General features: G+C 70.4%; 26 protein-coding genes and 1 pseudogene. 13 read left to right on the top strand and 14 right to left on the bottom strand.

Going from position 1 to position 20,768, the window contains the following annotated elements; all coding sequences use genetic code 11:
* Nucleotides 1-70 precede the first annotated feature (70 nt).
* The 7 genes from rlmN to rpsB form a co-directional block, all read right to left on the bottom strand.
* Nucleotides 71-1,177 (bottom strand): 23S rRNA (adenine(2503)-C(2))-methyltransferase RlmN, encoded by a 1,107-nt coding sequence (gene rlmN, locus ACP4J3_RS06740; RefSeq protein ID WP_426531403.1) that lies wholly within the window; start codon nt 1,175-1,177, stop codon nt 71-73.
* A gap of 66 nt (nt 1,178-1,243) precedes the next feature.
* On the bottom strand, nt 1,244-1,693 hold the full coding sequence (locus ACP4J3_RS06735) for an SRPBCC family protein (RefSeq protein ID WP_426531401.1): 450 nt from the start codon (nt 1,691-1,693) through the stop codon (nt 1,244-1,246).
* A 229-nt stretch (nt 1,694-1,922) separates the two neighbouring features.
* Entirely contained in the window at nt 1,923-2,942 is a 1,020-nt protein-coding gene (locus ACP4J3_RS06730) for a phosphatidate cytidylyltransferase (protein ID WP_426531399.1), read from the bottom strand.
* A 146-nt stretch (nt 2,943-3,088) separates the two neighbouring features.
* The gene (frr, locus tag ACP4J3_RS06725; RefSeq protein ID WP_055623354.1) at nt 3,089-3,646 is read right to left on the bottom strand and encodes a ribosome recycling factor; all 558 of its coding nucleotides are present in this window, start codon (nt 3,644-3,646) and stop codon (nt 3,089-3,091) included.
* A gap of 167 nt (nt 3,647-3,813) precedes the next feature.
* Nucleotides 3,814-4,572 (bottom strand): UMP kinase, encoded by a 759-nt coding sequence (gene pyrH / locus ACP4J3_RS06720; RefSeq protein WP_426531397.1) that lies wholly within the window; start codon nt 4,570-4,572, stop codon nt 3,814-3,816.
* Between the two features lie 164 nt (nt 4,573-4,736).
* Nucleotides 4,737-5,573: a translation elongation factor Ts gene (tsf, locus tag ACP4J3_RS06715; RefSeq protein ID WP_426531395.1), complete on the bottom strand. Its 837-nt coding sequence runs from the start codon at nt 5,571-5,573 to the stop codon at nt 4,737-4,739.
* A gap of 140 nt (nt 5,574-5,713) precedes the next feature.
* Nucleotides 5,714-6,583, bottom strand: coding sequence for a 30S ribosomal protein S2 (rpsB, locus tag ACP4J3_RS06710; RefSeq protein WP_426531393.1), 870 nt, complete (start codon nt 6,581-6,583; stop codon nt 5,714-5,716).
* Between the two features lie 271 nt (nt 6,584-6,854).
* On the opposite strand from rpsB, the gene ACP4J3_RS06705 reads away from it, so the two are divergent.
* Nucleotides 6,855-7,469, top strand: coding sequence for a murein hydrolase activator EnvC family protein (locus ACP4J3_RS06705; RefSeq protein ID WP_426531391.1), 615 nt, complete (start codon nt 6,855-6,857; stop codon nt 7,467-7,469).
* A gap of 457 nt (nt 7,470-7,926) precedes the next feature.
* Here ACP4J3_RS06705 and ACP4J3_RS06700 read toward each other — a convergent pair whose 3' ends face one another.
* From ACP4J3_RS06700 to ACP4J3_RS06670, 7 genes and pseudogenes are all read right to left on the bottom strand, one after another.
* Nucleotides 7,927-8,484, bottom strand: coding sequence for a TetR/AcrR family transcriptional regulator (locus ACP4J3_RS06700; RefSeq protein WP_426531499.1), 558 nt, complete (start codon nt 8,482-8,484; stop codon nt 7,927-7,929).
* Between the two features lie 95 nt (nt 8,485-8,579).
* Nucleotides 8,580-9,422, bottom strand: a complete 843-nt coding sequence (gene whiG / locus ACP4J3_RS06695; protein WP_426531389.1) for an RNA polymerase sigma factor WhiG — start codon at nt 9,420-9,422, stop codon at nt 8,580-8,582.
* A 307-nt stretch (nt 9,423-9,729) separates the two neighbouring features.
* A complete protein-coding gene (dprA, locus tag ACP4J3_RS06690) occupies nt 9,730-10,890 on the bottom strand; it encodes a DNA-processing protein DprA (RefSeq protein ID WP_426531387.1) in 1,161 nt (386 codons plus the stop codon).
* Nucleotides 10,887-11,540: pseudogene (locus tag ACP4J3_RS06685) on the bottom strand (ATP-binding protein); the annotation flags it as partial. The gene dprA and the pseudogene ACP4J3_RS06685, both read right to left, overlap by 4 nt.
* Nucleotides 11,541-11,578: 38 nt before the next feature.
* Entirely contained in the window at nt 11,579-13,237 is a 1,659-nt protein-coding gene (locus tag ACP4J3_RS06680; RefSeq protein ID WP_426531385.1) for a recombinase family protein, read from the bottom strand.
* Nucleotides 13,234-13,620 carry a hypothetical protein gene (locus tag ACP4J3_RS06675; RefSeq protein WP_426531383.1) on the bottom strand — a complete coding sequence of 129 codons (387 nt, stop codon included), beginning with the start codon at nt 13,618-13,620 and terminating at the stop codon, nt 13,234-13,236. Before ACP4J3_RS06675 ends, ACP4J3_RS06680 begins: the two co-directional genes overlap by 4 nt.
* A 17-nt stretch (nt 13,621-13,637) precedes the next feature.
* A complete protein-coding gene (locus ACP4J3_RS06670) occupies nt 13,638-14,087 on the bottom strand; it encodes a helix-turn-helix domain-containing protein (RefSeq protein WP_426531381.1) in 450 nt (149 codons plus the stop codon).
* A 278-nt stretch (nt 14,088-14,365) separates the two neighbouring features.
* Here ACP4J3_RS06670 and ACP4J3_RS06665 point away from each other — a divergent pair, with 278 nt between their 5' ends.
* The 12 genes from ACP4J3_RS06665 (at nt 14,366) to ACP4J3_RS06610 (ending at nt 20,637) form a co-directional block, all read left to right on the top strand.
* Nucleotides 14,366-14,599, top strand: coding sequence for an XRE family transcriptional regulator (locus tag ACP4J3_RS06665; RefSeq protein ID WP_426531379.1), 234 nt, complete (start codon nt 14,366-14,368; stop codon nt 14,597-14,599).
* Nucleotides 14,596-14,793, top strand: coding sequence for a hypothetical protein (locus ACP4J3_RS06660; RefSeq protein ID WP_426531377.1), 198 nt, complete (start codon nt 14,596-14,598; stop codon nt 14,791-14,793). The genes ACP4J3_RS06665 and ACP4J3_RS06660 overlap by 4 nt, the downstream gene beginning before the upstream one ends.
* 69 nt (nt 14,794-14,862) lie before the next feature.
* The gene (locus tag ACP4J3_RS06655; RefSeq protein WP_426531375.1) at nt 14,863-15,252 is read left to right on the top strand and encodes a hypothetical protein; all 390 of its coding nucleotides are present in this window, start codon (nt 14,863-14,865) and stop codon (nt 15,250-15,252) included.
* Complete coding sequence (locus ACP4J3_RS06650) at nt 15,249-15,626, top strand: hypothetical protein (RefSeq protein ID WP_426531373.1); 378 nt, start codon at nt 15,249-15,251, stop codon at nt 15,624-15,626. Before ACP4J3_RS06655 ends, ACP4J3_RS06650 begins: the two co-directional genes overlap by 4 nt.
* Nucleotides 15,623-16,687 carry an ERF family protein gene (locus ACP4J3_RS06645; protein ID WP_426531371.1) on the top strand — a complete coding sequence of 355 codons (1,065 nt, stop codon included), beginning with the start codon at nt 15,623-15,625 and terminating at the stop codon, nt 16,685-16,687. The genes ACP4J3_RS06650 and ACP4J3_RS06645 overlap by 4 nt, the downstream gene beginning before the upstream one ends.
* The gene (locus ACP4J3_RS06640) at nt 16,684-17,328 is read left to right on the top strand and encodes a hypothetical protein (protein ID WP_426531369.1); all 645 of its coding nucleotides are present in this window, start codon (nt 16,684-16,686) and stop codon (nt 17,326-17,328) included. The genes ACP4J3_RS06645 and ACP4J3_RS06640 overlap by 4 nt, the downstream gene beginning before the upstream one ends.
* 152 nt (nt 17,329-17,480) lie before the next feature.
* Entirely contained in the window at nt 17,481-18,101 is a 621-nt protein-coding gene (locus ACP4J3_RS06635) for a DNA methylase (protein ID WP_426531367.1), read from the top strand.
* Nucleotides 18,098-18,247, top strand: a complete 150-nt coding sequence (locus tag ACP4J3_RS06630) for a hypothetical protein (protein WP_426531365.1) — start codon at nt 18,098-18,100, stop codon at nt 18,245-18,247. The genes ACP4J3_RS06635 and ACP4J3_RS06630 overlap by 4 nt, the downstream gene beginning before the upstream one ends.
* A gap of 59 nt (nt 18,248-18,306) precedes the next feature.
* Nucleotides 18,307-19,206, top strand: a complete 900-nt coding sequence (locus ACP4J3_RS06625; protein WP_426531363.1) for a hypothetical protein — start codon at nt 18,307-18,309, stop codon at nt 19,204-19,206.
* Entirely contained in the window at nt 19,203-19,922 is a 720-nt protein-coding gene (locus tag ACP4J3_RS06620) for a zinc finger domain-containing protein (protein ID WP_426531361.1), read from the top strand. Before ACP4J3_RS06625 ends, ACP4J3_RS06620 begins: the two co-directional genes overlap by 4 nt.
* On the top strand, nt 19,919-20,479 hold the full coding sequence (locus ACP4J3_RS06615) for a hypothetical protein (RefSeq protein ID WP_426531359.1): 561 nt from the start codon (nt 19,919-19,921) through the stop codon (nt 20,477-20,479). Before ACP4J3_RS06620 ends, ACP4J3_RS06615 begins: the two co-directional genes overlap by 4 nt.
* A complete protein-coding gene (locus ACP4J3_RS06610) occupies nt 20,476-20,637 on the top strand; it encodes a hypothetical protein (RefSeq protein ID WP_426531357.1) in 162 nt (53 codons plus the stop codon). The genes ACP4J3_RS06615 and ACP4J3_RS06610 overlap by 4 nt, the downstream gene beginning before the upstream one ends.
* Nucleotides 20,638-20,768 lie beyond the last annotated feature (131 nt).

Below are 20,768 nucleotides of genomic sequence, written 5' to 3'. Positions count from 1 at the left end.
CCGGTTGCCGCACTCTCAGCGCTGTGGCGCTCCCCTGTCGGAATATGAAGATGTACCTACGGCGATCAGACTACCGCTCGGTCGCGGCGAGCTGACCACACGCTCCGTCGATCTCCTGACCACGGGTGTCCCGAATGGTCACCGGCACACCATGGGCGGCGATGGCCTCGACGAACGCCTTCTCGTCTGCGGGCCGCGAGGCCGTCCACTTCGAGCCCGGAGTCGGGTTCAGCGGAATCAGGTTCACATGCACCGGCTTGCCCTTGAGCAGCCGCCCCAGCCGGTCCCCGCGCCACGCCTGGTCGTTGATGTCCCGGATGAGGGCGTACTCGATGGACAGCCGGCGCCCGGACTTCTCGACGTACTCGAATCCGGCGTCGAGGACCTCGCGCACCTTCCACCGCGTGTTCACGGGGACGAGGGTGTCGCGCAGCTCGTCGTCGGGCGCGTGCAGCGAGATCGCGAGCCGGCACTTGAAGCCCTCGTCGGCGAACCGGTGGATGGCCGGGACGAGGCCGACGGTCGAGACGGTGATCCCCCGCTGGGACAGCCCCAGCCCGTCCGGCTCGGGATCGGTGAGCCGCCGGATGGCCCCCACCACCCGGTTGTAGTTGGCGAGCGGCTCCCCCATCCCCATGAAGACGATGTTGGAGAGCCTCGCCGGTCCACCCGGGACCTCTCCGTCCCGCAGCGCCCGCATCCCGTCCACGATCTGATGCACGATCTCGGCGGTGGACAGATTGCGGTCGAGCCCCGCCTGCCCGGTGGCGCAGAAGGGACAGTTCATTCCGCACCCGGCCTGCGAACTGATGCACATCGTCACCCGGTCCGGATACCGCATCAGCACCGACTCGACGAGCGTACCGTCGAACAGCCGCCACAGCGTCTTACGCGTCGTCCCCTGGTCGGTCGACAGATGCCGTACGACGGTCATCAGCTCCGGAAACAACTCCTCGCGCAGCTTGGCACGCGCCCCGGCAGGGATGTCGGTCCACTGCTCCGGGTCATGGGTGTACCGCGCGAAGTAGTGCTGCGAGAGCTGCTTGGCACGAAACGGCTTCTCCCCGACCGCGGCCACGGCATCCTTACGCTCACCGGGCGTGAGATCGGCAAGGTGCCGCGGCGGCTTCTTGGCTCCGCGGGGGGCGACGAAAGTGAGTTCTCCGGGCTTAGGCATGGCTCAACCAGTGTCGCAGATCCACTGGTGCACCCTGCTCCACGCCCGTGTGCCGCAGATGCAGGACTAGTCGGTCCTGCCCTCCAGCCGGTCCTTGAGGAGTTGTTCGTCGCGCGGCAGTTCCTTGCGGACCTGTGGGCGGACCACGAGCGGTACCAGGACCTTGCCCAGGCCGTGCCCCTCGAAGTCGATGTCGATCGTCACGCGGGAGCGCTGCCCGTCGTCGAGCGGCTCGATCTCACCGTGGGTGCGGGGCCTGACGGGGCCGTCGATCCCGTGCAGATCCCAGCTACGGGGTGGGTCGAGCTCGTCGAACTGCACGGTCATCGGGATCTGACGGTTGCCTATCCGCCGGGTGACCTTGACTCGGGAGCCGGTGTGGAGCGGTCCCTCGTCGAGCGGTTCGGCCGAGACGGCACTGAGCTGCCATTCCGGCAGATGAGAGAAGTCCGTCATGTAGGCGTAGACCTCGGCCGGGGTCCGGTCGACGTCGATGCTTTCTCGGATGACGGTCATGATGACCCCCTTTGAATGCCTTGAGGGGCGTACACAGAAATCGTCCCACAAAGCGAGGAGCCTCCGCTCTGCGAGAGCGAAGGCTCCTGGACACGGACCGATCCGTCAGCCCGAACCCACGAACAGCACGAGGAGCAGCCAGACGACAGGCGCCGTAGGCAACAGCGAATCCAGCCGGTCCATGCCGTATCGACCTGCCGCTACCGCGGCGCGGCGCCATGTCCCTCCGTCAGCCACTCCCCACGAAAACCACCAAGAGCAGCCACACCACAGGCGCCGTAGGCAACAGCGAATCCAGTCGGTCCATGATTCCGCCATGTCCCGGGAGCAGCGTGCCCATGTCCTTGATGCCCAGGTCCCGCTTGATCATCGACTCGCCGAGGTCGCCGAGCGTCGCGCTGGCCGCCACCGCGAGGCCCAGCAGCAGGCCCTGCCACCAGGAGCCGTCGTCGATCAGGAACTGCATGCACAGCGCGCCCGCCACCATCGCGAAGCTCACCGCGCCGAGCAGGCCCTCGCGGGTCTTGCCGGGGCTGATGCGGGGGGCGAGCTTGTGCGTGCCGAAGCGCCAGCCGACGGCGTACGCGCCGGTGTCGCTGACGACCGTCAGCAGCAAGAACGTCAGGACGCGCCACGCTCCGTCGTCGGCCGCCAGCATCATCACGACGAACGTCGCCAGGAACGGGACGTAGAACGCCGCGAAGACTCCGGCGGTGACGTCCTTGAGGTAGCCCTCGGGCGGCTCGAGCATCCGCCAGACCAGTACGGCCAGCGCGGTCAGCGCCATCGCCACCCAGGCACCCTCGGCGCCCCGGACGTACCCGGCGACGACCATGGCCGCCCCGCCGAGCGCGAGCGGGACGACGGGCGCCTTGATGCCCTTGCGCTCCTCCAGCCGCTTGGTCAGCTCCCACAGACCCACGACGACGGCGACCGCGACGACGCCGACGAACACGGCCTTGACGACGAACAGCGACGCGACGATCACCACGCCGAGCCCGACGCCGACCCCTATGGCCGCGCCCAGGTCACGCCCCGCGCTCTTCTTCTGCGGCTGGGGCGCCGGCTGCGGGGCGTCGTGCATGGGCTCCGGATTCTGCGGCGCCGCTTGTGAGGGCCGCGCCTGCGGCATGTCGTGAGGCCGCGTCTGCGGCGACCGGCCGTGGAACAAGGGGCCGCTCGGTCGAGCGGCCCCCCGGTCGTCATCCTGGTCTCCGCCATACGCGGGTACGTCGGGCACGATGGGCATGGGGCGAGTCTGCTGCGCCTCAGGCGCATCGTACGCGGGACCCGCCGGGGCAGCCCCCTGGGCAGGTCCACGCGCGGTGGGCCCCCAGTACCCGGCCTGCCCAGTAGGCCCGGCCCCGGACGGTGCCCCCCAGGAAGAGTCGTTCATCAGACCTCGAGCAGCTCCGCTTCCTTGTGCTTGAGGAGTTCGTCCACCTGAGCCACGTACTTGTGCGTGGTGTCGTCGAGCTCCTTCTCCGCACGCCGGCCCTCGTCCTCGCCGATCTCGCCGTCCTTGATCAGCTTGTCGATGGCGTCCTTGGCCTTGCGGCGGACGGAGCGGATGGACACCTTGGCGTCCTCGCCCTTGCCCTTGGCGACCTTGATGTACTCGCGGCGGCGCTCCTCGGTGAGCTCGGGGAACACCACTCGGATGATGTTGCCGTCGTTGCTCGGGTTGACGCCGAGGTCGGAGTCGCGGATCGCCTGCTCGATGTTGCGCAGCGCGCTCTTGTCGAACGGGGTGACGACCGCCATCCGCGGCTCCGGCACGGAGAACGAAGCCAGCTGGTTGATCGGCGTCGGCGCGCCGTAGTAGTCGGCCACGATCTTGTTGAACATCGCCGGGTGCGCACGGCCGGTGCGGATCGCGGCGAAGTCCTCCTTGGCGACCACGACGGCCTTCTCCATCTTCTCCTCGGCCTCGAGGAGGGTCTCTTCGATCACCACTTGCTCCTGCGTCTTGAGTAAGGCCCGGCTGCGGTTCCTCGGTGGGGGCGGCGGCCGGCTGCGTCGCGTCTTCTTCCTGCACGGTTCCCGACCGGCAGGACATTGTCCATCCCCCGGTCAGGGTCCGTCCCGTCCGTCCCCCGGACGGGTTCGTTGTCGGAGCGTCAGCCCCGACCGCCCTGCTCACCCACAAGCGTGCCGATCTTCTCACCCTTGACGGCGCGGGCGATATTGCCCTCCGCCAGGAGCTCGAAGACGAGGATCGGGAGCTTGTTGTCGCGGCACAGGGTGATCGCCGTGGCGTCGGCGACCTTGAGATCGCGCGTGATGACCTCGCCGTAGCCGAGGGAGTCGAACTTGACGGCGTCCGGGTTGGTCTTGGGGTCGGAGTCGTAGACCCCGTCGACACCGTTCTTGCCCATCAGCAGCGCCTCGGCGTCGATCTCCAGGGCGCGCTGGGCGGCGGTGGTGTCGGTGGAGAAGTACGGCATGCCCATACCGGCGCCGAAGATGACCACGCGGCCCTTCTCCAGGTGCCGTACGGCGCGCAGCGGGATGTAGGGCTCGGCTACCTGGCCCATGGTGATGGCGGTCTGGACCCGGCTGTCGATGCCCTCCTTCTCCAGGAAGTCCTGCAGGGCGAGGCAGTTCATCACGGTGCCGAGCATGCCCATGTAGTCGGAGCGGGCCCGGTCCATGCCACGCTGCTGGAGTTCGGCGCCGCGGAAGAAGTTGCCGCCGCCGATGACAACCGCGATCTGCGCGCCGTCACGTACGACGGCCGCGATCTCGCGGGCGATCTTGTGCACCACGTCCGGGTCGACGCCGAGGCCGCCGCCACCGGAGAAGGCCTCTCCGGACAGCTTCAGCAGAAACCGGCCGCGCACTTTGCCGTCGTCGCTCTTCTGGGCCTTGGTGGTCATCGAGATCCCGCCTTTGTTACGTGGTGCACAAACGAAGAAGACCACTGCCGGCTGGGGTGTGTTTCGCAACCCATCTCGGCAATGGCCTCCTCGTCAGATCTGCTGTCGTCCGTCAACGACTGCCCTTGACCCTATCGGGACCGGGCGCCGATCGCGGCACGGACTCAGATGCCGACCTTGATGCGCGAGAAGCGCTTCAGGGTGACACCGGCCTCGTCCAGGACCTTCTGGACGGACTTCTTGTTGTCGAGCGCGTACGGCTGGCCGAGCAGCGTGGCGTCCTTGAAGAAGCCGTTCAGACGACCCTCGACGATCTTGGCGATCGCGGCCTCGGGCTTGCCCTCGGCGCGGGTGGTCTCCTCGGCGATACGACGCTCGGACTCGACGACCTCGGCCGGGACGTCCTCCTTGGCGAGGTACTTCGGCGCGAAGGCGGCGATGTGCTGGGCGACGCCCTTGGCGACCTCGGCGTTCGGCTTGTCCAGCTCGACGAGGACACCGATCTGCGGGGGCAGGTCGGGCATCGTGCGGTGCATGTACGCGAGCACGTAGCCGTCGGCGAACTGCGCGAAGCGGTCCAGGACGATCTTCTCGCCGAGGTTGGCGTTGGCCTCGTCGACGAACGCCTGGACGGTCTTGCCGGCCTCGATCTCGGAGGCGAGCAGGGCCTCGAGGTCGGCCGGGGAGGTCTTGGCGACGTGCTCGGCGATGGTGTTGGCCACGGCCTGGAACTTCTCGCCCTTGGCGACGAAGTCCGTCTCGCACTTCAGCTCGACGAGGACACCGGAGGAGTTGTCGTCGGCGATGATCGAGACCACGGCGCCGTTCTCGGCGGAGCGGCCCTCGCGCTTGGCGACGCCCTTCTGGCCCTTGATACGGAGCGCCTCGACGGCCTTCTCGACGTTGCCCTCGGCCTCGTCCAGCGCCTTCTTGCAGTCCATCATGCCGGCGCCGGTGAGCTCACGGAGCTTCTTGACGTCGGCGGCGGTGTAGTTCGCCATGAGTCTGTGAGTCTTTCTCGTTTAGATCCGCACGGTCACGACCCACATGTAGTCGCGGACCGCGTACGTCGGGCTGACCAACGGGTGAACGACGGGGGCGGACGTCATGTCGACCGCCCCCGTCGTCAGCGCTGACGATGTCAGGCCTGCTCGCCCTCGGCGGCCTTCTCGGCCTCGGCGGGCTTGTCGCCCTCGGTGGCGGGGGCGGCCTCGGCGGCCGGGGCCTCCTCGGCCTTCTTCTCGCCCTCGAGCAGGTCGCGCTCCCACTCGGCGAGCGGCTCGCCCGCGGCCTTCTCGCCCTTGCCCTCCGTCGCCACGCCGGAACGGGCGATGAGGCCCTCGGCGACGGCGTCGGCGATCACACGGGTGAGCAGGGTGACGGAGCGGATCGCGTCGTCGTTGCCCGGGATCTTGTAGTCGACCTCGTCGGGGTCACAGTTGGTGTCGAGGATGGCGACCACCGGAATGTTGAGCTTCCGGGCCTCACCGACAGCGATGTGCTCCTTCTTGGTGTCCACGATCCAGACGGCGCTGGGCACCTTCTGCATCTCGCGGATACCACCGAGGGTCTTCTCCAGCTTGGCCTTCTCGCGCGAGAGCACGAGAAGCTCCTTCTTGGTCAGACCGGAGGACGCGACGTCCTCGAAGTCGATCTGCTCAAGCTCCTTGAGGCGCTGCAGACGCTTGTAGACGGTCGAGAAGTTGGTGAGCATGCCGCCCAGCCAGCGCTGGTTGACGTAGGGCATGCCGACGCGGGTGGCCTGCTCGGCGATGGCCTCCTGCGCCTGCTTCTTGGTACCGACGAACATGACCGTGCCGCCGTGGGCGACGGTCTCCTTGACGAACTCGTAGGCGCGGTCGATGTACGACAGCGACTGGAGCAGGTCGATGATGTAGATGCCGTTGCGCTCGGTGAAGATGAAGCGCTTCATCTTCGGGTTCCAACGGCGGGTCTGGTGACCGAAGTGGACGCCGCTTTCCAGCAGCTCCCGCATCGTGACGACGGCCATGGCCGTGTTCTCCTTGGTTCTCGGTTGTGCCGCGGGGGCCGGACGGCTCCCGCGCCTGACGCCCACATGCGCCGTGCCACTGAGGACCGAGGGGCGCTGATACGGACCGTTTCCGGTGGTCGTATCGGGGCGTGCGAAGTCGACCCGGTGACCCGGATCGCCAGAAGAAGTGTACGGGACCCGCGAGGTACCGGGTGACGCCGCTGTCCACAACCCGGCGGTTATCCACAGATACCGGCCATGATCGGTGGCGGTGCGGGACCGTTCTCGCATGCGAGAGAAGCGATGCGAGAGGGCGGCGAGGATGTGCGGGCGGCTGGTGTTACTGCTGCTCCTGACGGCGACCGCCCTGCTGACCCCGGCACCACGACTGACCCTGACGGCCACGAGCGTGCGCGCGGCACCCGCTGCGGACCCCGCGGTGCCGACGGCCGGCCGGGCATGGCCCGTTGGAGTGCGCCCCCGGGTCCTGCGCGGCTGGGAACCACCGACGACACCGTACGGCCGCGGCCACCGGGGCGTGGACCTGGCGGCCCCGGCCGGGGCACCGGTGCGGGCGGTGGCGGCGGGGCGGGTCTCCTTCGCGGGCCGGGTGGCCGGGAGGGGAGTCGTGTCGGTGGAACTGTCTGGGACAGGGGATCCGCCGCTGCGGACGACGTATGAGCCGGTGCGGGCGGTGGTGGAGAAGGGGGACGAGGTGGCGGCGGGCGACCTCGTGGCGACCGTGGAGCCGACCGGCTCCCACTGCGCGACGACCTGCGTCCACTGGGGCCTGCGGAGAGCCGACACATACCTGAACCCGCTGTCACTCCTGCCCCCGTGGCTCCTGCACAGAGCTCCGTCGAGACTCCTGCCGGTGCTGGGGGTGCCGTTGCCCGCCCCGTAGGGCCTGGCCCAGCCGCGGGGAGAAGGGCCAGCCCAGCCGCGGGCGATAGGACCCGCCCAGCCGCCGGGAGAAGGATCAGCCCAGCCGCCGGGAGAAGAGCCAGCCCAACCGGCCCGCAGTACGATCTGCCCAACCGCCAGCAGAAAGGCCAGCCCAGCCGCCGATAGTAGGGCCAGCCCAGCCGCGGGCGGTAGGACCTGCCCAGCCGCCGACAGTAGGGCCAGCCCAGCTGCGGGCGGTGGGACCTGCCCAGCCGCGGCAGAAGGGCCAGCCCAGCCGCGGGCATGCGTGCCGCCTGGGGCGGCACGGGTGGGCGCGGGCGGCACCCCGTCAGCGCCGGGCTGCGCGACCCACCCCCGGCCAGCCCCCACGCCGGGCGCCCAGCGGAGCCCGGGCACCGCAACCCAGCCCTCAGCCCTCAGCCCTCAGCCCTCAGCCGACGTAAGACCAGTCGACGTCAGCCCCGAACGCCCCGCAGCGCCACCGACACCGTCGCGTCCGTGATCACCGAAGGATCCTCCGCCGCCCCGAACTCGATCCGCCGTACCGCCGCGTCGACAACCCCCTGAACCAACATCGCCGCCAGCCGAGGCTGCCCGTGCCCCATCTCCTCCAGCGCCTCGACGATCATCGCCACGAGCCCGCCGTGCGCCGCCCGGATCTTCTCCCGCGCCCCGGCGTCCAGCTCACTCGCGGAGATCGCCACGACAGCCCGGTGCCGCCGGTCCCCGACCAGCTCCAGTTGCTTGCGCACATACGCCTCGACCTTGGCCTCGGCGCCGTCGGCCGCCGCCATGGCCGCCTCGACCTCCCCGGCCCACACGGGAAAGTCGACCTCGCACAGCTCCTCGACCACGGCTGCCCGCGACCGGAAGTACTCGTAGACGGACGACCGCGCGAGCCCCGTCCGCTCGGCGAGAGCCGGGAAGGTCAGCGCCTCCGTCCCGCCCTCGGACAACAGGGATCGCGCCGCGTCCAGCAGGGCGGCTCGCTGCATCGTCCGGTGCTCGGCCACGGAGGCCGCTCGAATCCTTGGCACGTCAACCACTTTACGGACGCGCCCTCGTGGACGGGAGTCTGCGCACGGAACCTCACCTCCGTACGGCCAGGTCAACGACCGAAGCCGGCCAGTTTCGCCCGCAACTGCAGCACGGACTTGGTGTGGATCTGGCTCACCCGGCTCTCGGTCACCCCGAGCACGTTTCCGATCTCGGCGAGCGTGAGCCCTTCGTAGTAGTACAGGGTCACCACGGTCTTCTCCCGCTCGGGCAACGTGTTGATCGCCCGCGCCAGAAATCGCCGCAGCTCCCGGTCCTCGGCCACCTCCACGGGATTGTCCGCGGCGGTGTCCTCCAGCGTGTCCATGACGCTCAGCCCGTCGCCGCCCTCGCCCCCGACGTGCAGCAGCTCCTCCAGCGCCACCACGTTGGCCAGCGACAACTGGCTGAAGACCGAGTGGAGTTCGTCCACCGCGATCCCCATCTCGACGGCCACCTCGGCCTCCGTCGGCGTCCGCCGCAGCCGCGCCTCCAGGGTCGCGTAGGCCCGCTCCACGTTCCGTGCCTTCTGCCGCACCGAGCGCGGGATCCAGTCCAGTGCCCTCAGCTCGTCGATCATCGCGCCCCGGATCCGCGTGATCGCGTACGTCTCGAACTTGATCTCCCGGTCGATGTCGAACTTCTCGATCGCGTCGATCAGCCCGAACACCCCCGACGACACGAAGTCCGCCTGCTCCACATTGGGCGGCAGACCGACGCTCACCCGGCCCGCCACGTACTTGACGAGCGGCGAGTAGTGCAGGATGAGCTGCTCGCGCAATCGCTCGTCCCCCGTCGCCTTGTACGACCGCCACAGCTCGTCGAGCGTCGAGGGAGCGGGCGGTCGCTCGCTGCCACCGTCACGGGCGGCTGGGGGGATGGCCGCCCGGTCGGACCCGGAGGTGTGCTGGGGCATTCGTTGCCTTGTGCCGTTCTGCCGTGAAATTGCGGGGTGCTGTGGGGGAGCTGTCGGGCTGATGTCGCTCTGATGTCGTACTGGGGACCTTCCGGTGTCGAGGTGCCGGTCTGATCCGGAATCCCCGTGAGCGTAGCGTGACTGGAGTGTCGCGGTGCGCGAAGGGCGGCGGGCAAGCCGTACGCAGATACGTTCCGCTGGACGCCCCGCCGGGTCAGGGTGATCGCGCTGCGTGATCACCCGAACACCCCAACTGGGGGAATTCACAAGGGCGTCCGTGTTCCCCCGTACGGCCGAACACGCTCGGTCAGCATCCGGTTCGACCGGCTCGAACGGAGATCATCGCCTGGCGTGTCAACTTCCAGCCGTCGCCGTGTCGTTCGACGTAGCCAAGTGAGCGGAGTTCGTACAGTCTCGCGATCACGTCGTCCTCGGTGGTCTGCGCACCGCGCGCGATCTCGTCCGACCGCGCGGCGCGTCCGCCGGGCAGCGCGGCCAGGACCCGGCGGGCCCGGGGCTCCAGCAGATCGCGGGGCAGGACGGGCCCGCGGCGCTCAGGGGCCAGCTCTCCCATGTCGCCGACCAGTTCGACGACCTCGGCGGCGTCGGTGACGAGGACGGCGTCCCCGCGCAGGAGTTCGTGGACGCCGGCGGAGAGGCCGCTGGTGGCCGGGCCGGGGACCCCTATCGTGTGACGGCCCAACCGTTGTGCGGCTCGGGCGGTGACCAGGGAGCCGCTGCGGTGGGCGGCCTCGACGACCACGGTGCCCCGGGTCAGCGCCGCGATCACGCGGTTGCGCACGATGAACCTGCTCGGTGTGGGATGGTCACCCGGCGGCAGTTCCCCGATCACGAGACCCTGTTCCGCGATCCGGTTGATCAACTGGGTGTGCCCGCGCGGGTAGGGCCGGTCGACTCCGCAGGCGAGCACGGCGACGGTGGCCCCGTCGGCTCCGAGGGCACCGCGATGCGCGGCTCCGTCGACCCCGTAGGCGCCGCCGGAGACGACCACCCATCCTCGCTCGGCGAGTCCGCCGGCGAGGGTGGCCGCCATATGGGCGCCGTACTCGGTACAGGCGCGTGCCCCGACCACGGCCACGGACCGCAGGGCCCACATCCGCAGACTGGCCTGCCCCCGCACCCACAGCCCGAGGGGCCGGGCGTCCCCGAGATCGTCGAGTTGCCCGGGCCATTCCACGTCCCCCGGCCACAGAAACCGCACCCCGGCATCCCGGGCGACAGCAAGATCCCGACCGGCATCGGCCCGCGCCGCCCGAGCCCGCAGCCCCTCCCACCGCCGATGACTCACCCCCGGCAACACCCCCACCCCCTCCCGCAACCGCCGCACCACTTCCCCCACCCCAAACTCCCGCACCCACCGCCCGGCAACCTCGTCCCCGGGCTCAATGACCCGACAGAGAAAGACCCGGCCGAGCAGTTCGTCGTCGGGGTCCTCACTCGCGTTCACGTCAGCGCCCCGATGGCCATGGGCACGCCGCGCGGCACGCCGGTGCGCAGTTGCAGAGCCAGGGCGACGTCATGGGCGTCGGGCCGGTCGTGGCCGACGAGGTCGGCGACGGTCCAGGCGACGCGCAGGACGCGGTCGAGTCCACGGGCGGTCAGCACGCCGCGCTCCAGGTTCCGCTCCGCCTCGTCCATGGCGCCGGCCGCGGCATGCCAGCGACTGCGCAGCTCGCGTCCGGGGACCTCGCTGTTGGTCAGCCAGGGCGTACCGGCGAGCCGGGCCGACGCCCGCTCGCGGGCCGCGTGCACCCGGTCGGCGACCGTCGCGGTGGACTCGCCCCGGGCCCCGCGCTCGGCCAGTTGGGCGCGGGTGACCCGGTCCACCTCGACGCGCAGGTCGACCCGGTCGAGCAGCGGCCCGGACAGCCGCGCCTGATAGCGGCGGATCGACGAGGGCGGGCACTCGCACAGGTCGTCCGTCTGAGAGAAGCGGCCACAGGGGCAGGGGTTGGCGGCCAGGACCATCAGGAACTTCGCCGGGAAGCGCACGACGCCGGCACTGCGCGCGATCACGACATGCCCAGCCTCCAAGGGCTGTCGCAGGGCGTCGAGGGCCTGGCTGCTGAACTCCGGCGTCTCGTCCAGGGACAGCACGTGTAAAACAAGTGGATGCGATCAGTTAAAGAAGCAGGTCAGACGGCAGGCGTATCGACCCACGGGTCCGGGTCCCACACGGCATGAACGGTGATGCGGGTTTCGCCGCTCCCCTCTACTCCCTTCTTTCCCTTGGCGCCCCGGGTGCAGACGACACGGCGTATGAGCTGCCGAAGGATGCCGTTCTTCTCGGGCGCGTCCAGTACGTCCGCGTCCCAGAGGTCGAGCAGCTTGCCGGCGATCGGTACGAAGTCCTCGCGGCGCGGTGCGGCCTCGACCGCGGCGGCCTCTTCGGCGCCTTCTTTCGCCTCGCGGAGTTGGGCGAGTAGTTGCGCCTGGGCCTGCTCGAACACCCCGGGCGGGTAGTTGTTCGGGTTGAGCGCCTTGTCGGCGGCGAGGTTCGCCAGTGCCCCTTGGAGGCGAGTGTGTTCCGCCTGTAGCCTCGCGCGCTCACTGGCGGCACGCTTCCGGTCGCGGTCCGGATCGGCCTCGACGGGGGTCGGTGGCGCGGCGTCGATGCCGGCCGCGGCCTCGCGCCGTACCCAGTCCATGACGGCGTCCTCGACTAGGTACCGCTGGACCCATACGCCGTTCTTGCAGACTGTGCCGGCTGAGTGGGACTGATTCCCGCACATGTAGGCGTAGCCGTAGATGCGGCCGGATGCCCTCTTGGCGGAAGTCGCGCCCGCGTCCCCGCGGCAGGACCCGCAGCGCACGAGTCCGGTAAGCGGGTAGGTCGGGTTCCGGGCACGCGGGGACATGCGCCGTCGTTCTTCGACGTGCGCAAGAAACCGTTCCCAGGTTTCCGGGGTGATGATCGCCTCGTGTGCGCCGTCGATGTGGAGCCAGCGAGTACACGTTCCGCCGTTGGCTGTGTAGTCACAGTGGCAATCCGGGTCATGGATGCGGAGTAGGCCGGCCGCGAATCCAGACAGCATGTAGCGGCGCAGACTGTCGGCCTTCCAAAGGGTTCCCACACCTGTGCGGTAGCCGAGTCGGTTGAGCCATCCGGCGAGGGCGCCGTATCCCTCGGGGGTGCCGGTGGTGTGGCCGAGTTTCCGCTCGAACAGTGCCTCGATGTCGTCGCGGGCGTTTTCGTCGACCTCGTACCGTTCATCTTGGATGATCCATTGCCCCGGCCTGGTGGGGTCGGGGATGCGGCGCGGATACCAGATGTAGCCGAGGCGCCTACCTCCGGTTGCCGGTAGGCCGTGGGCGCGGCGCCACTTGTGGGTGTCCTTCCACATTTCGCCGGCGCGGTCGCTCTCGAATACGGCGAGGTCGAACAGGATGCGCCGGTTGAAGCGTCCGACGGCGGTCCGTACGTCGACGTCCTCGGTCGCCGAGGCGAGGTGTCCGCCAGCGTGTTCGAGCCGGGCGAGGTTGACGGCGATGCCGAGGTCGTTTCGGCCGAAGCGGCTGAACTTCCATACGGCGATGCCGACGGCTTCGCGTTCCTCGACTCGCTGAATGCCGTTCATGATCTTGCGCTTGAAGTTGCGCCCGGTCATGTCGAGGTCTTCGATCCAGTCGACTATTCGGCGACCGGTGCGGCTGGCCCATGCCTCGATGGCGGTTTTCTGGAGTTCCGGGCTGATCTTCTCCTCTTTCCACGTGGATACGCGGATGTAGCCGAGCCACGGCTCGCCGACGGTCGGCGAGCCGCGGAACGTGGGCGACACTTCCGTGAGGGTCATACGATCTTCCGCTCGTGTTGTTCCGGACGGGTTGGACGCAGCGGGCGCACGTTGTTGAGGGTGGTCGGGTAGGACGTGCCGTCGGCGGCGCGGTCGACTTTCTCGCCGCCGTCGGGCGGTGCTGCGTTCTGGTCGAGTAGGCCGCGGGCGACGTGTCCGAGGGCTTGCTGATATCCGGACTCGTAGGCGTCTGCGACTCGGTCGTCTATGTCCTCGTGGGCGCGCTGCGTCTGCCAGTAGCAGAGGGGCGGGAGGGCCGCGAACGCGATCAGGATGCCTGCCCGCGATACGTCGCCCCCGTCCTCGAAGATGCCGACGAGTCCGAGCACGATGCCGAACACGAGGATTCCGAGGGTGGGGGCGTACATGGTGCGGCCGTTCAATTTGATGCCTCCGTGCATTAGTGCTCTGCGAGATTCCCCTCGCCTGTGCCGGGGGGTGGTTGCCGCTGCAAGGTCTCGGTCATCGAGACGAACAGGGCCTTTTTCTGCTCGTCCTGGATGCCGAGTTCTTCGGCGGCCTGTTCCGGTGTGATGCGGCGCGGTCCCGTCTCCGGGCTCCTGACGCCCGCTAGCTGGCCTTCAGTCAAGATCCCGGCACGTACCAGCACCTCGCCGAGGGGGACGCCGATCGCCTCGGCGAGGCGCGCAAAGACGTCCATGTCTGTGACGCGCTTGCCGTCGAGGAGTCGACCGACTGTGGATGGACTGATGCCGGATCGTTCGGCGAACCTGCTTCGGCCGCCGCTGCGTGGGCCGGACAGGTCGAAGCCGCGGGCGGTGAGCTGGTCGTGTAGCCACTGCTTGAACTGCGGGGATGGCTCGCCCGCGTCGCGCTTGCTGTTTTTCATGGGTGAAATGTAGCGCGTAGCTGTCTCGCGAGACAGACCGTTGGTGGAACATGGTGGGTCGCACTACTTGACACCCCCTTAGCCCGTAGCGACACCGTTTGACCTGGGCATATGCCCGGCCGAACTGGAGTTCGATTCTGCTCGGGCACCGCCCCCCTGTCAACGTAAAACAACTCCTTGTCACTGCCTGCTCACTGGCAACTAGCTTTCACTCCTGAAAGATAGCTGTTACTTTCTGTCTCGACAGATCATCTGTCTGGCCAGAAAGGACCGGCCCCATGTACGACCGTGCCCACTTGCAGGCAGTTGCCAGCGACAAAGGCGACCGGCATTACACAGACCTCGCAGCCCGCCTGAAGGTTGCCCCCGCCACCGCATGGCGTTTGTGGACCGGCAAGACCGCGCCCAGCGCCCGCGTCGCCGCTGCCGTCGAAGCCGAGTACGGCATATCGGCATCCGGCCTGCTCAAGCAGGCGAACCCGGCCGCTCACACCGAGCAGGCCGCGGCATGACCGCCCCGACCCCCGTGATCCCGCGCGAGGTGGCGTTCGCCAACGCGCGCCAGGTATTCGACCGCGCCTGTGCCCGGATCGCCCGCGACCGCGCCGCCGGCCGCCTCGCCCCCGAGACAGAGCTGAGGCTGCGCCGCATCGAACGCCAGCAGCGCCAGCAGGCGCCCGCCGCCGCGCGCCGCGCCGCCGCCTGACAACGCGCGAGGGCCGCCCGGACGCGACCCGGACGGCCCTCCCCGACCGAACCCCGAGAGGTACCGATCGTGAACACCCCGCAGCGTACACAGCGCCCCCGCCCCCGAGCTGCCCAGTTCATCAAGGGAGTGCAGAGGGCCCGCGCCCGTACGCGGTTCGTCCGCGTCGTCGCCCGCCAGCTCAACCAAATTGCCCCGGGCACGCTCCGCGTGCACACCACGCCGACCACGCACAACGGCCGCGAGACCCGGGCCGTCGTCCTGGACGCCGAGGCCGGCGCCCTACCCACCACGGCCGAGCAGCGCCGCGCCGCCTACGGCCTGCTCAGCCGAGCGTTTCCCGAGGCCGATTGGACCCGCGCCCGCACGTACGACGCCCGAACCGGCGGCCTCACCGTCGACGAACCGGCCGCGCCGGCCGACCTCGGCCTCGACACCGCGCCGGAGGCCCGCCAGTGAGGCCCCAACTCAGTGCCGACGGCCTCGCCGTCCGCCTCACGCTCGCTGAGCACGTCGACCCCCTGCTCGACGAACTCGCCCTCGCCCACGCCCAGGACCCCGACACCGTCGGCCGCCTGCTCGCCGCCCACGCCGCGAGCGTCGTCGCCCTCGACTACGCGATGTGCAGCGACGACGCCACCGACTACGGCCGCGCCATGCGCGCCGCCGAGGCCGACGCCACCCGCGAGGCCCTGCTCGACGGCTGCCCGGCCGCCGTCACCCTCGACCCCCTGCTCGCCCCCGACGACGCGATCACCCTCGCCGGCCGCATCACCCGGACCGCCGCCCACATACGCCATCGCACCGCACAGAACAGGAACGCCCGCCCGTGACCGTCACCGCCCTGCCCCTGCCCAACGTCCCGGCCGCGCCGACGCCCGCGGCACCGGTCGCGGCACCGATCTACCAGCCCGCCCCGGCCGGCACCCCCGACGGCACGCCCCGAGTGTTCGCCGCGATCGCCGCCGTCATGCGCGACGTGATGCCCGTCGCCAAGGACAAGGAGAACCAGCAGCAGCGGTACAAGTTCCGCGGAGTCGACGACGCTATGTCGGCCATGGCGGGCCCGATGCGTGCGCACGGCCTGTTCATCCTGCCGAGCATCGCCGAGCATCACGCCGAGCGCCGCGGCGAGAAGATGACGCACGTCAACATCACCATGCGGTACCACGTCTACGGGCCTGCGGGTGACTGCCTTACCGCCGAAGTGCCGGGCGAGGCGAGCGATTTCGCCGACAAGGCCACGAACAAGGCCCAGTCCGCGGCACTCAAGTACCTGTTGTTCACCCTGTTCATGATCCCCGTTGACGGCCGCAGCATCGATGACGGCGACCGCGATCACCCCGTCGAGCCGCCGGCCGAGCACCGCGCCGAGCGCCAGCAGCGCAACCAGCAGCGCCAGCAGCGCGGGCCACAGCAGCGTCGCAGCAACCGCGCCGAACCCGGCCCGTGGGAGCAGCCGCCCGCCCAGGGACAGCACCCGCGGACCGACTACCTCGCGCACGCCGAGCGCGCCAACTCCCCCGAGCAGTTCGACAAGATCAGGGCCGCCGCCGTACAGGCCGGCGCCCCGGCCGACTACCTCGCCAAGCTCGACGCCGTCGCCGCCCGCAAGCGGGGCGCCGCCCAGGGGCAGCAGCAGGGACAGCAGCCCCAGCAGGGCACTCCGCAAGCCTCGCCGCAGGGCGAGCAGGCGCCGCCGCCGAGCACGCCCAAGAGCCCGGAGGCCGCCGCCGCGGAAGCCGAGAACGCGCTCAGGCTCGCCGCGTCCCGCGCGAACCTCCCCACCCTCGACGCCGATTTCGAGCGCGTCTACGGACTCCCGATCGCCCAGGCCGGCGCCCAGCAACTCGACGCGTTCCGCGCCATGATCGAAAACGGCGGCACGAAGTGACCGAGCAGACCGAGCCCCAGCAGACCGAGGGCAAGCAGACCGCGCCCGACCCGGTCGAGGTCCGCGACGCCGTGACCCGTCAGGCAGTGCTCGGCGCCCTGCTCGACGAGGTCAAGAGCGCGTACAAGGACGCCAAGGCCACCGCCGACGACCTACTCGACCAGGCGTACCAGGCTGGCGGCACGACGAAGTTCGACGCGTTGCTTCCCGACGGGACGAAGGTTGGTTCGTCGTCCCGGCAGGGGGGCGAGCGCGAGGCCCAGGTCGTCGACGCCGAGTCGTTCCGCGTATGGGTCAGGGACCACTACCCCACCGAGCACGTCGTCGAGTTCGTGCCCGCCAAGGTCGTGACCGCCGTACGCCCCGGTTTCGCCGGCAAGGTGCTCGCCGAGGCGACCGCCGCCGGTACCGCGAAGTACGTCGACCCCGTTTCGGGCGAGGTGCACGACGTGCCCGGCGTCGAGTTGAAGCCGTCGAGGGCCGCCTCGCACCGGCTCACCTACACCCGAGGCAGCAAGGCCCAGCCGACCGACGGCCGCGGCCTGGTCGCCGCCGCGTGGCGTGCGGGCGCCCTGGTCGAGCATCTGCCCGCCCTCGCCCCGGCCGCGCCCACCCCGCCCACCGCGGAGGCCGAGCAGTGACGGCCGCCGTCCTCGACCGTCCGGGCACCGTCCACGTGCCCGGACAGTTGGACCACTCCCAGGCATCAAGCCGGACCGGTTTCCCTCTCCCGGCTCGCCCGTGGAACGGCCTTACCGTCCTCGACGCCTGTTGCTGCGCGGGGGGTGCCGGCATGGGTTGGTACCTCGCCGGGTGGGACGTCGTGGGTATCGACAAGGACGAGCAGCCGAACTACCCGTTCCCGTTCATCCGCGGCGACGCGATCGAGTACATACGGGCCCACGGCCACGAGTACGACCTGATACACGCGTCGTGGCCGTGCCAGTACGGCGCCGCGATCACCAAGGGCACCAACCGGCACTTGCGCGACCGGTACCCGAACCTGACCGCGCCCGGCCGCGAGGCGATGTTCGCCGCAGGCCGGCCGTACGTGATCGAGAACCCGGACGCGCGCCCCGATGTCGTTCTGTGCGGCACGATGTTCGGTTTGCCGATCCTGCGGCACCGCAAGTTCGAGGCGCACGGATGGTTCCCCCTCGCACTGCCCCACACGCCGCACCGGGGCCGCGTCCGCGGACACCGGCACGGCAAGCACTACGACGGCCCGTACGTCGCCGCGTACGGCAACGGGGGCGGTAAGGCCACCGTCGCCGAGATGCAGACCGCAATGCGGATCACGTGGACCGACGTGCGTCACGAACTCACCGAGGCCATACCGCCGGCGTACACGCAGTTCCTCGGCGAGCAGGCCGCCGAGCAGATCCTCGCCGAGCGCTACGGCACGGCCGCATGACCGCCCCGCCCCGCGAGGACAAGCCGCCGCCGTCGTGCGAGGACGGCAACCCCCGATGCCACGCCCAGCCCGCCCGGCCCTACCCGTGCGGCTGGAAGTGCGACGACCACCAACCCTCGCGCACCCACCGCCGCGCGACCCCGTGAGGCCCCGGGGGCGAGGCCGCCCTCGCCCCCGGGCCCCAGCACGACAGGAGCGACACCCCGTGACCCTCGACGCCATGGATTGGGTGTGGACCCGCGCGAAGTCGCGCGGGAACGCCCGCCTAGTCCTGCTCGCCGTCGCCGACGCCACCACCGGGCCCGAGGCCACCGCCCGCATGGGCACGGCCGAGTTCATGCGCCGGCTCGCCGCGTCACGCTCGACGACGCGGGCCGCCGTCGACGCCGCCCTCGCCAGTGGCGAACTGGTCGAGGACGAGCCCGCCCAGGGCAGCCGCGCGACCCGGTACAAGATCCCCGGGGCCGTCGGGTACCTCCGCATCCACCGCGCCACCGGACCGGAATCCGGCCCCATAGCCGAGACGCCCCCCGGGCCGGAATCCGGCCCCCTCCCCGCTACCGGGCCGAATCCCGGCCCCCTTACCGGGCCGGAGTCCGGTCCCCCCGCCGATACCCCCGACACCCTCTTTGGGACCGAGATTCGGCCCCCTATGGGGCCGGATTTCGGCCCCCATCACTCACCCATAGAGGGAGTGAGTGAAGGAGTGAGGGAGCGCGGGCGCGAGGTCGCAGTGATCCCGGAGTTCGCCCGCACGGTCGTCGACCGGATCAGCGCCGCCGAGATCTACCCGGCATGGACTCTCACCCCGGCCGAGTGGTTCGTCGTCGACGCCCTGATCAAGCGCAGCGGGCCCGACATGCTCGCCGCCGCCGCCGTACAGGCCGCCCAGCGAGCCCGGAACGGCGTCGCTCACGCCCGCTACTTCCTGCGGACGTGGCAGGCCCTACCGCCCGCCCCCGCGCCCGGCACCGTTCCGGCCGCCGCCCCGGTCCGGCCCGCCTCGAACGTGATCCCGCTCGACCGCGCCCAGCCCCGCGGACGCGTCGCCCAGTCCGCCGACTACCTCGCCGAAGCCCTCGCCGCCATGGAGGCTCAGCCGTGACCCCCCGCGAAGTCGCCGCCCTGATCGCCTACGTCGTCAAGCTCGACCCCCGGCTCGCCCTCGACGACCAGGCCGCCGCCGCCGAGCGGCTCGCCCAGTGGTGCGACCTGCTTTCCGACGTCCCCGCCACCGCGCACGGGTGGGACGCCGCCCGCGTCGCCCGCGACTACATCGCCCGCAACCCCTACCGCATCCAGCCGTCGGACGTGTCCCGTCCGTGGCACGCCCACAAGGCCGACGTGATGAGTCGGCACGTGGGCACGTTCGAGCCCACCGCGCACCCTGAGATCGACCCGGACGACGAGACCGGCGACGCCTATGTCGCGGCACTGCGAGCCGAGCGCGCCGCCGTCGCCGCCGGCCAGCAGGCCCCGACCACGCACCGCGCCCTCACCGCGGGCCCGGCCGCCGCCCAGGTCGAGCGTCGCCTCGCCGCCCTCGGCGAGTACATGCCCCGCAGCGTCGCCGAAGCCCTCGCCGAGTACCGGCCGCACCGCGCCGCCCGCGAGCGTCTGGCCGCCGCCAACCTCCCCGACGCCCTCGACGTCCCGTGCACGTGGTGCCAGGCGCCCGAGGGCAAGCCGTGCCGCGGCCGGCGCGTCAACCCCAAGACCGATGCCGTCGGATACCGCGCCCGCAAGGACCCGCACCCGTGCCGCGTCGAGGACGCCCAGGCACACCACGCCCGCCGCCAGGAGCAGGAGACCGCAGCATGAGCCCGACCCCAAAGCAGGCCCGCACCCACCGCCGCCGCGCCGTGCCCACCGACCGGACGAAGAACGTCACCCTTTGGCGCGTCGAGGCCAGTTGGGACCACCGCCCCGACGACCCGGTCGTGATCCGGACGTCGGACCGCAAGCGCGCCCGCCGCAAGGTGACCGAACTCGCCGACAAGGGCGCATATGTGATCTTCCAGGAACACACCGGGTGGGACACGTGGCGCACGCTCCGCGAGGTCGACGGCGCCGCACAGCTCGCCGAGCGCGACGCCGAGCAGCAGCTCGCCACCGCCGGCCACCCGCCGACCCCGCCCGGGTACCGCCCCGACGCCGACGACCGTCACCGCACGTGGCTCGCACGGATGGACGCCCGCGCCCAGGCCGGCCGCCGCGCCGCCGAGCAGGCCGCCCGCGAGCAGGCCGAGGCCGACGCCCGCCGCCGGCGCCTCGCCGCCGAGGCCCGCCGCGACGCCCGCACCCTGATGAACCCGCCCGCCATCGTTCGGCCCGAGCACCGGCAGCGCGCCCGGCACATTACCGGGGCGCAGCAATGATTCCCGGCGCCGCCCTCGCGGTCGTCCTCGCCGCCGTCGAAGACGCGCAGCGCGAGCACGACGGCCCCGAGGCCACCGTCGTCCGCATCGTGGCTGACCTACGCGCCGAGGGGTGGACGCTCGCCCCGCTCAACCAGGCCAAGCAGCACTCAGCCTGAGACCCCGGACAGGGGGCGTATGCCCCGCGACATGGCGCCTCCCCACCTGCTAACTTTCTGTCTTGACAGACAGTTTTCTGTCTCGAAAGCACGTCCCGTAGGTCGCCACACATCCCCCGGAGGTACGTCCC

The sequence above is a fragment of the Streptomyces sp. UG1 genome, assembly GCF_049974585.1.
In the GTDB taxonomy this organism is placed as follows: Bacteria; Actinomycetota; Actinomycetes; order Streptomycetales; family Streptomycetaceae; genus Streptomyces.
This window is presented reverse-complemented; position numbering and strand designations above follow the sequence as displayed.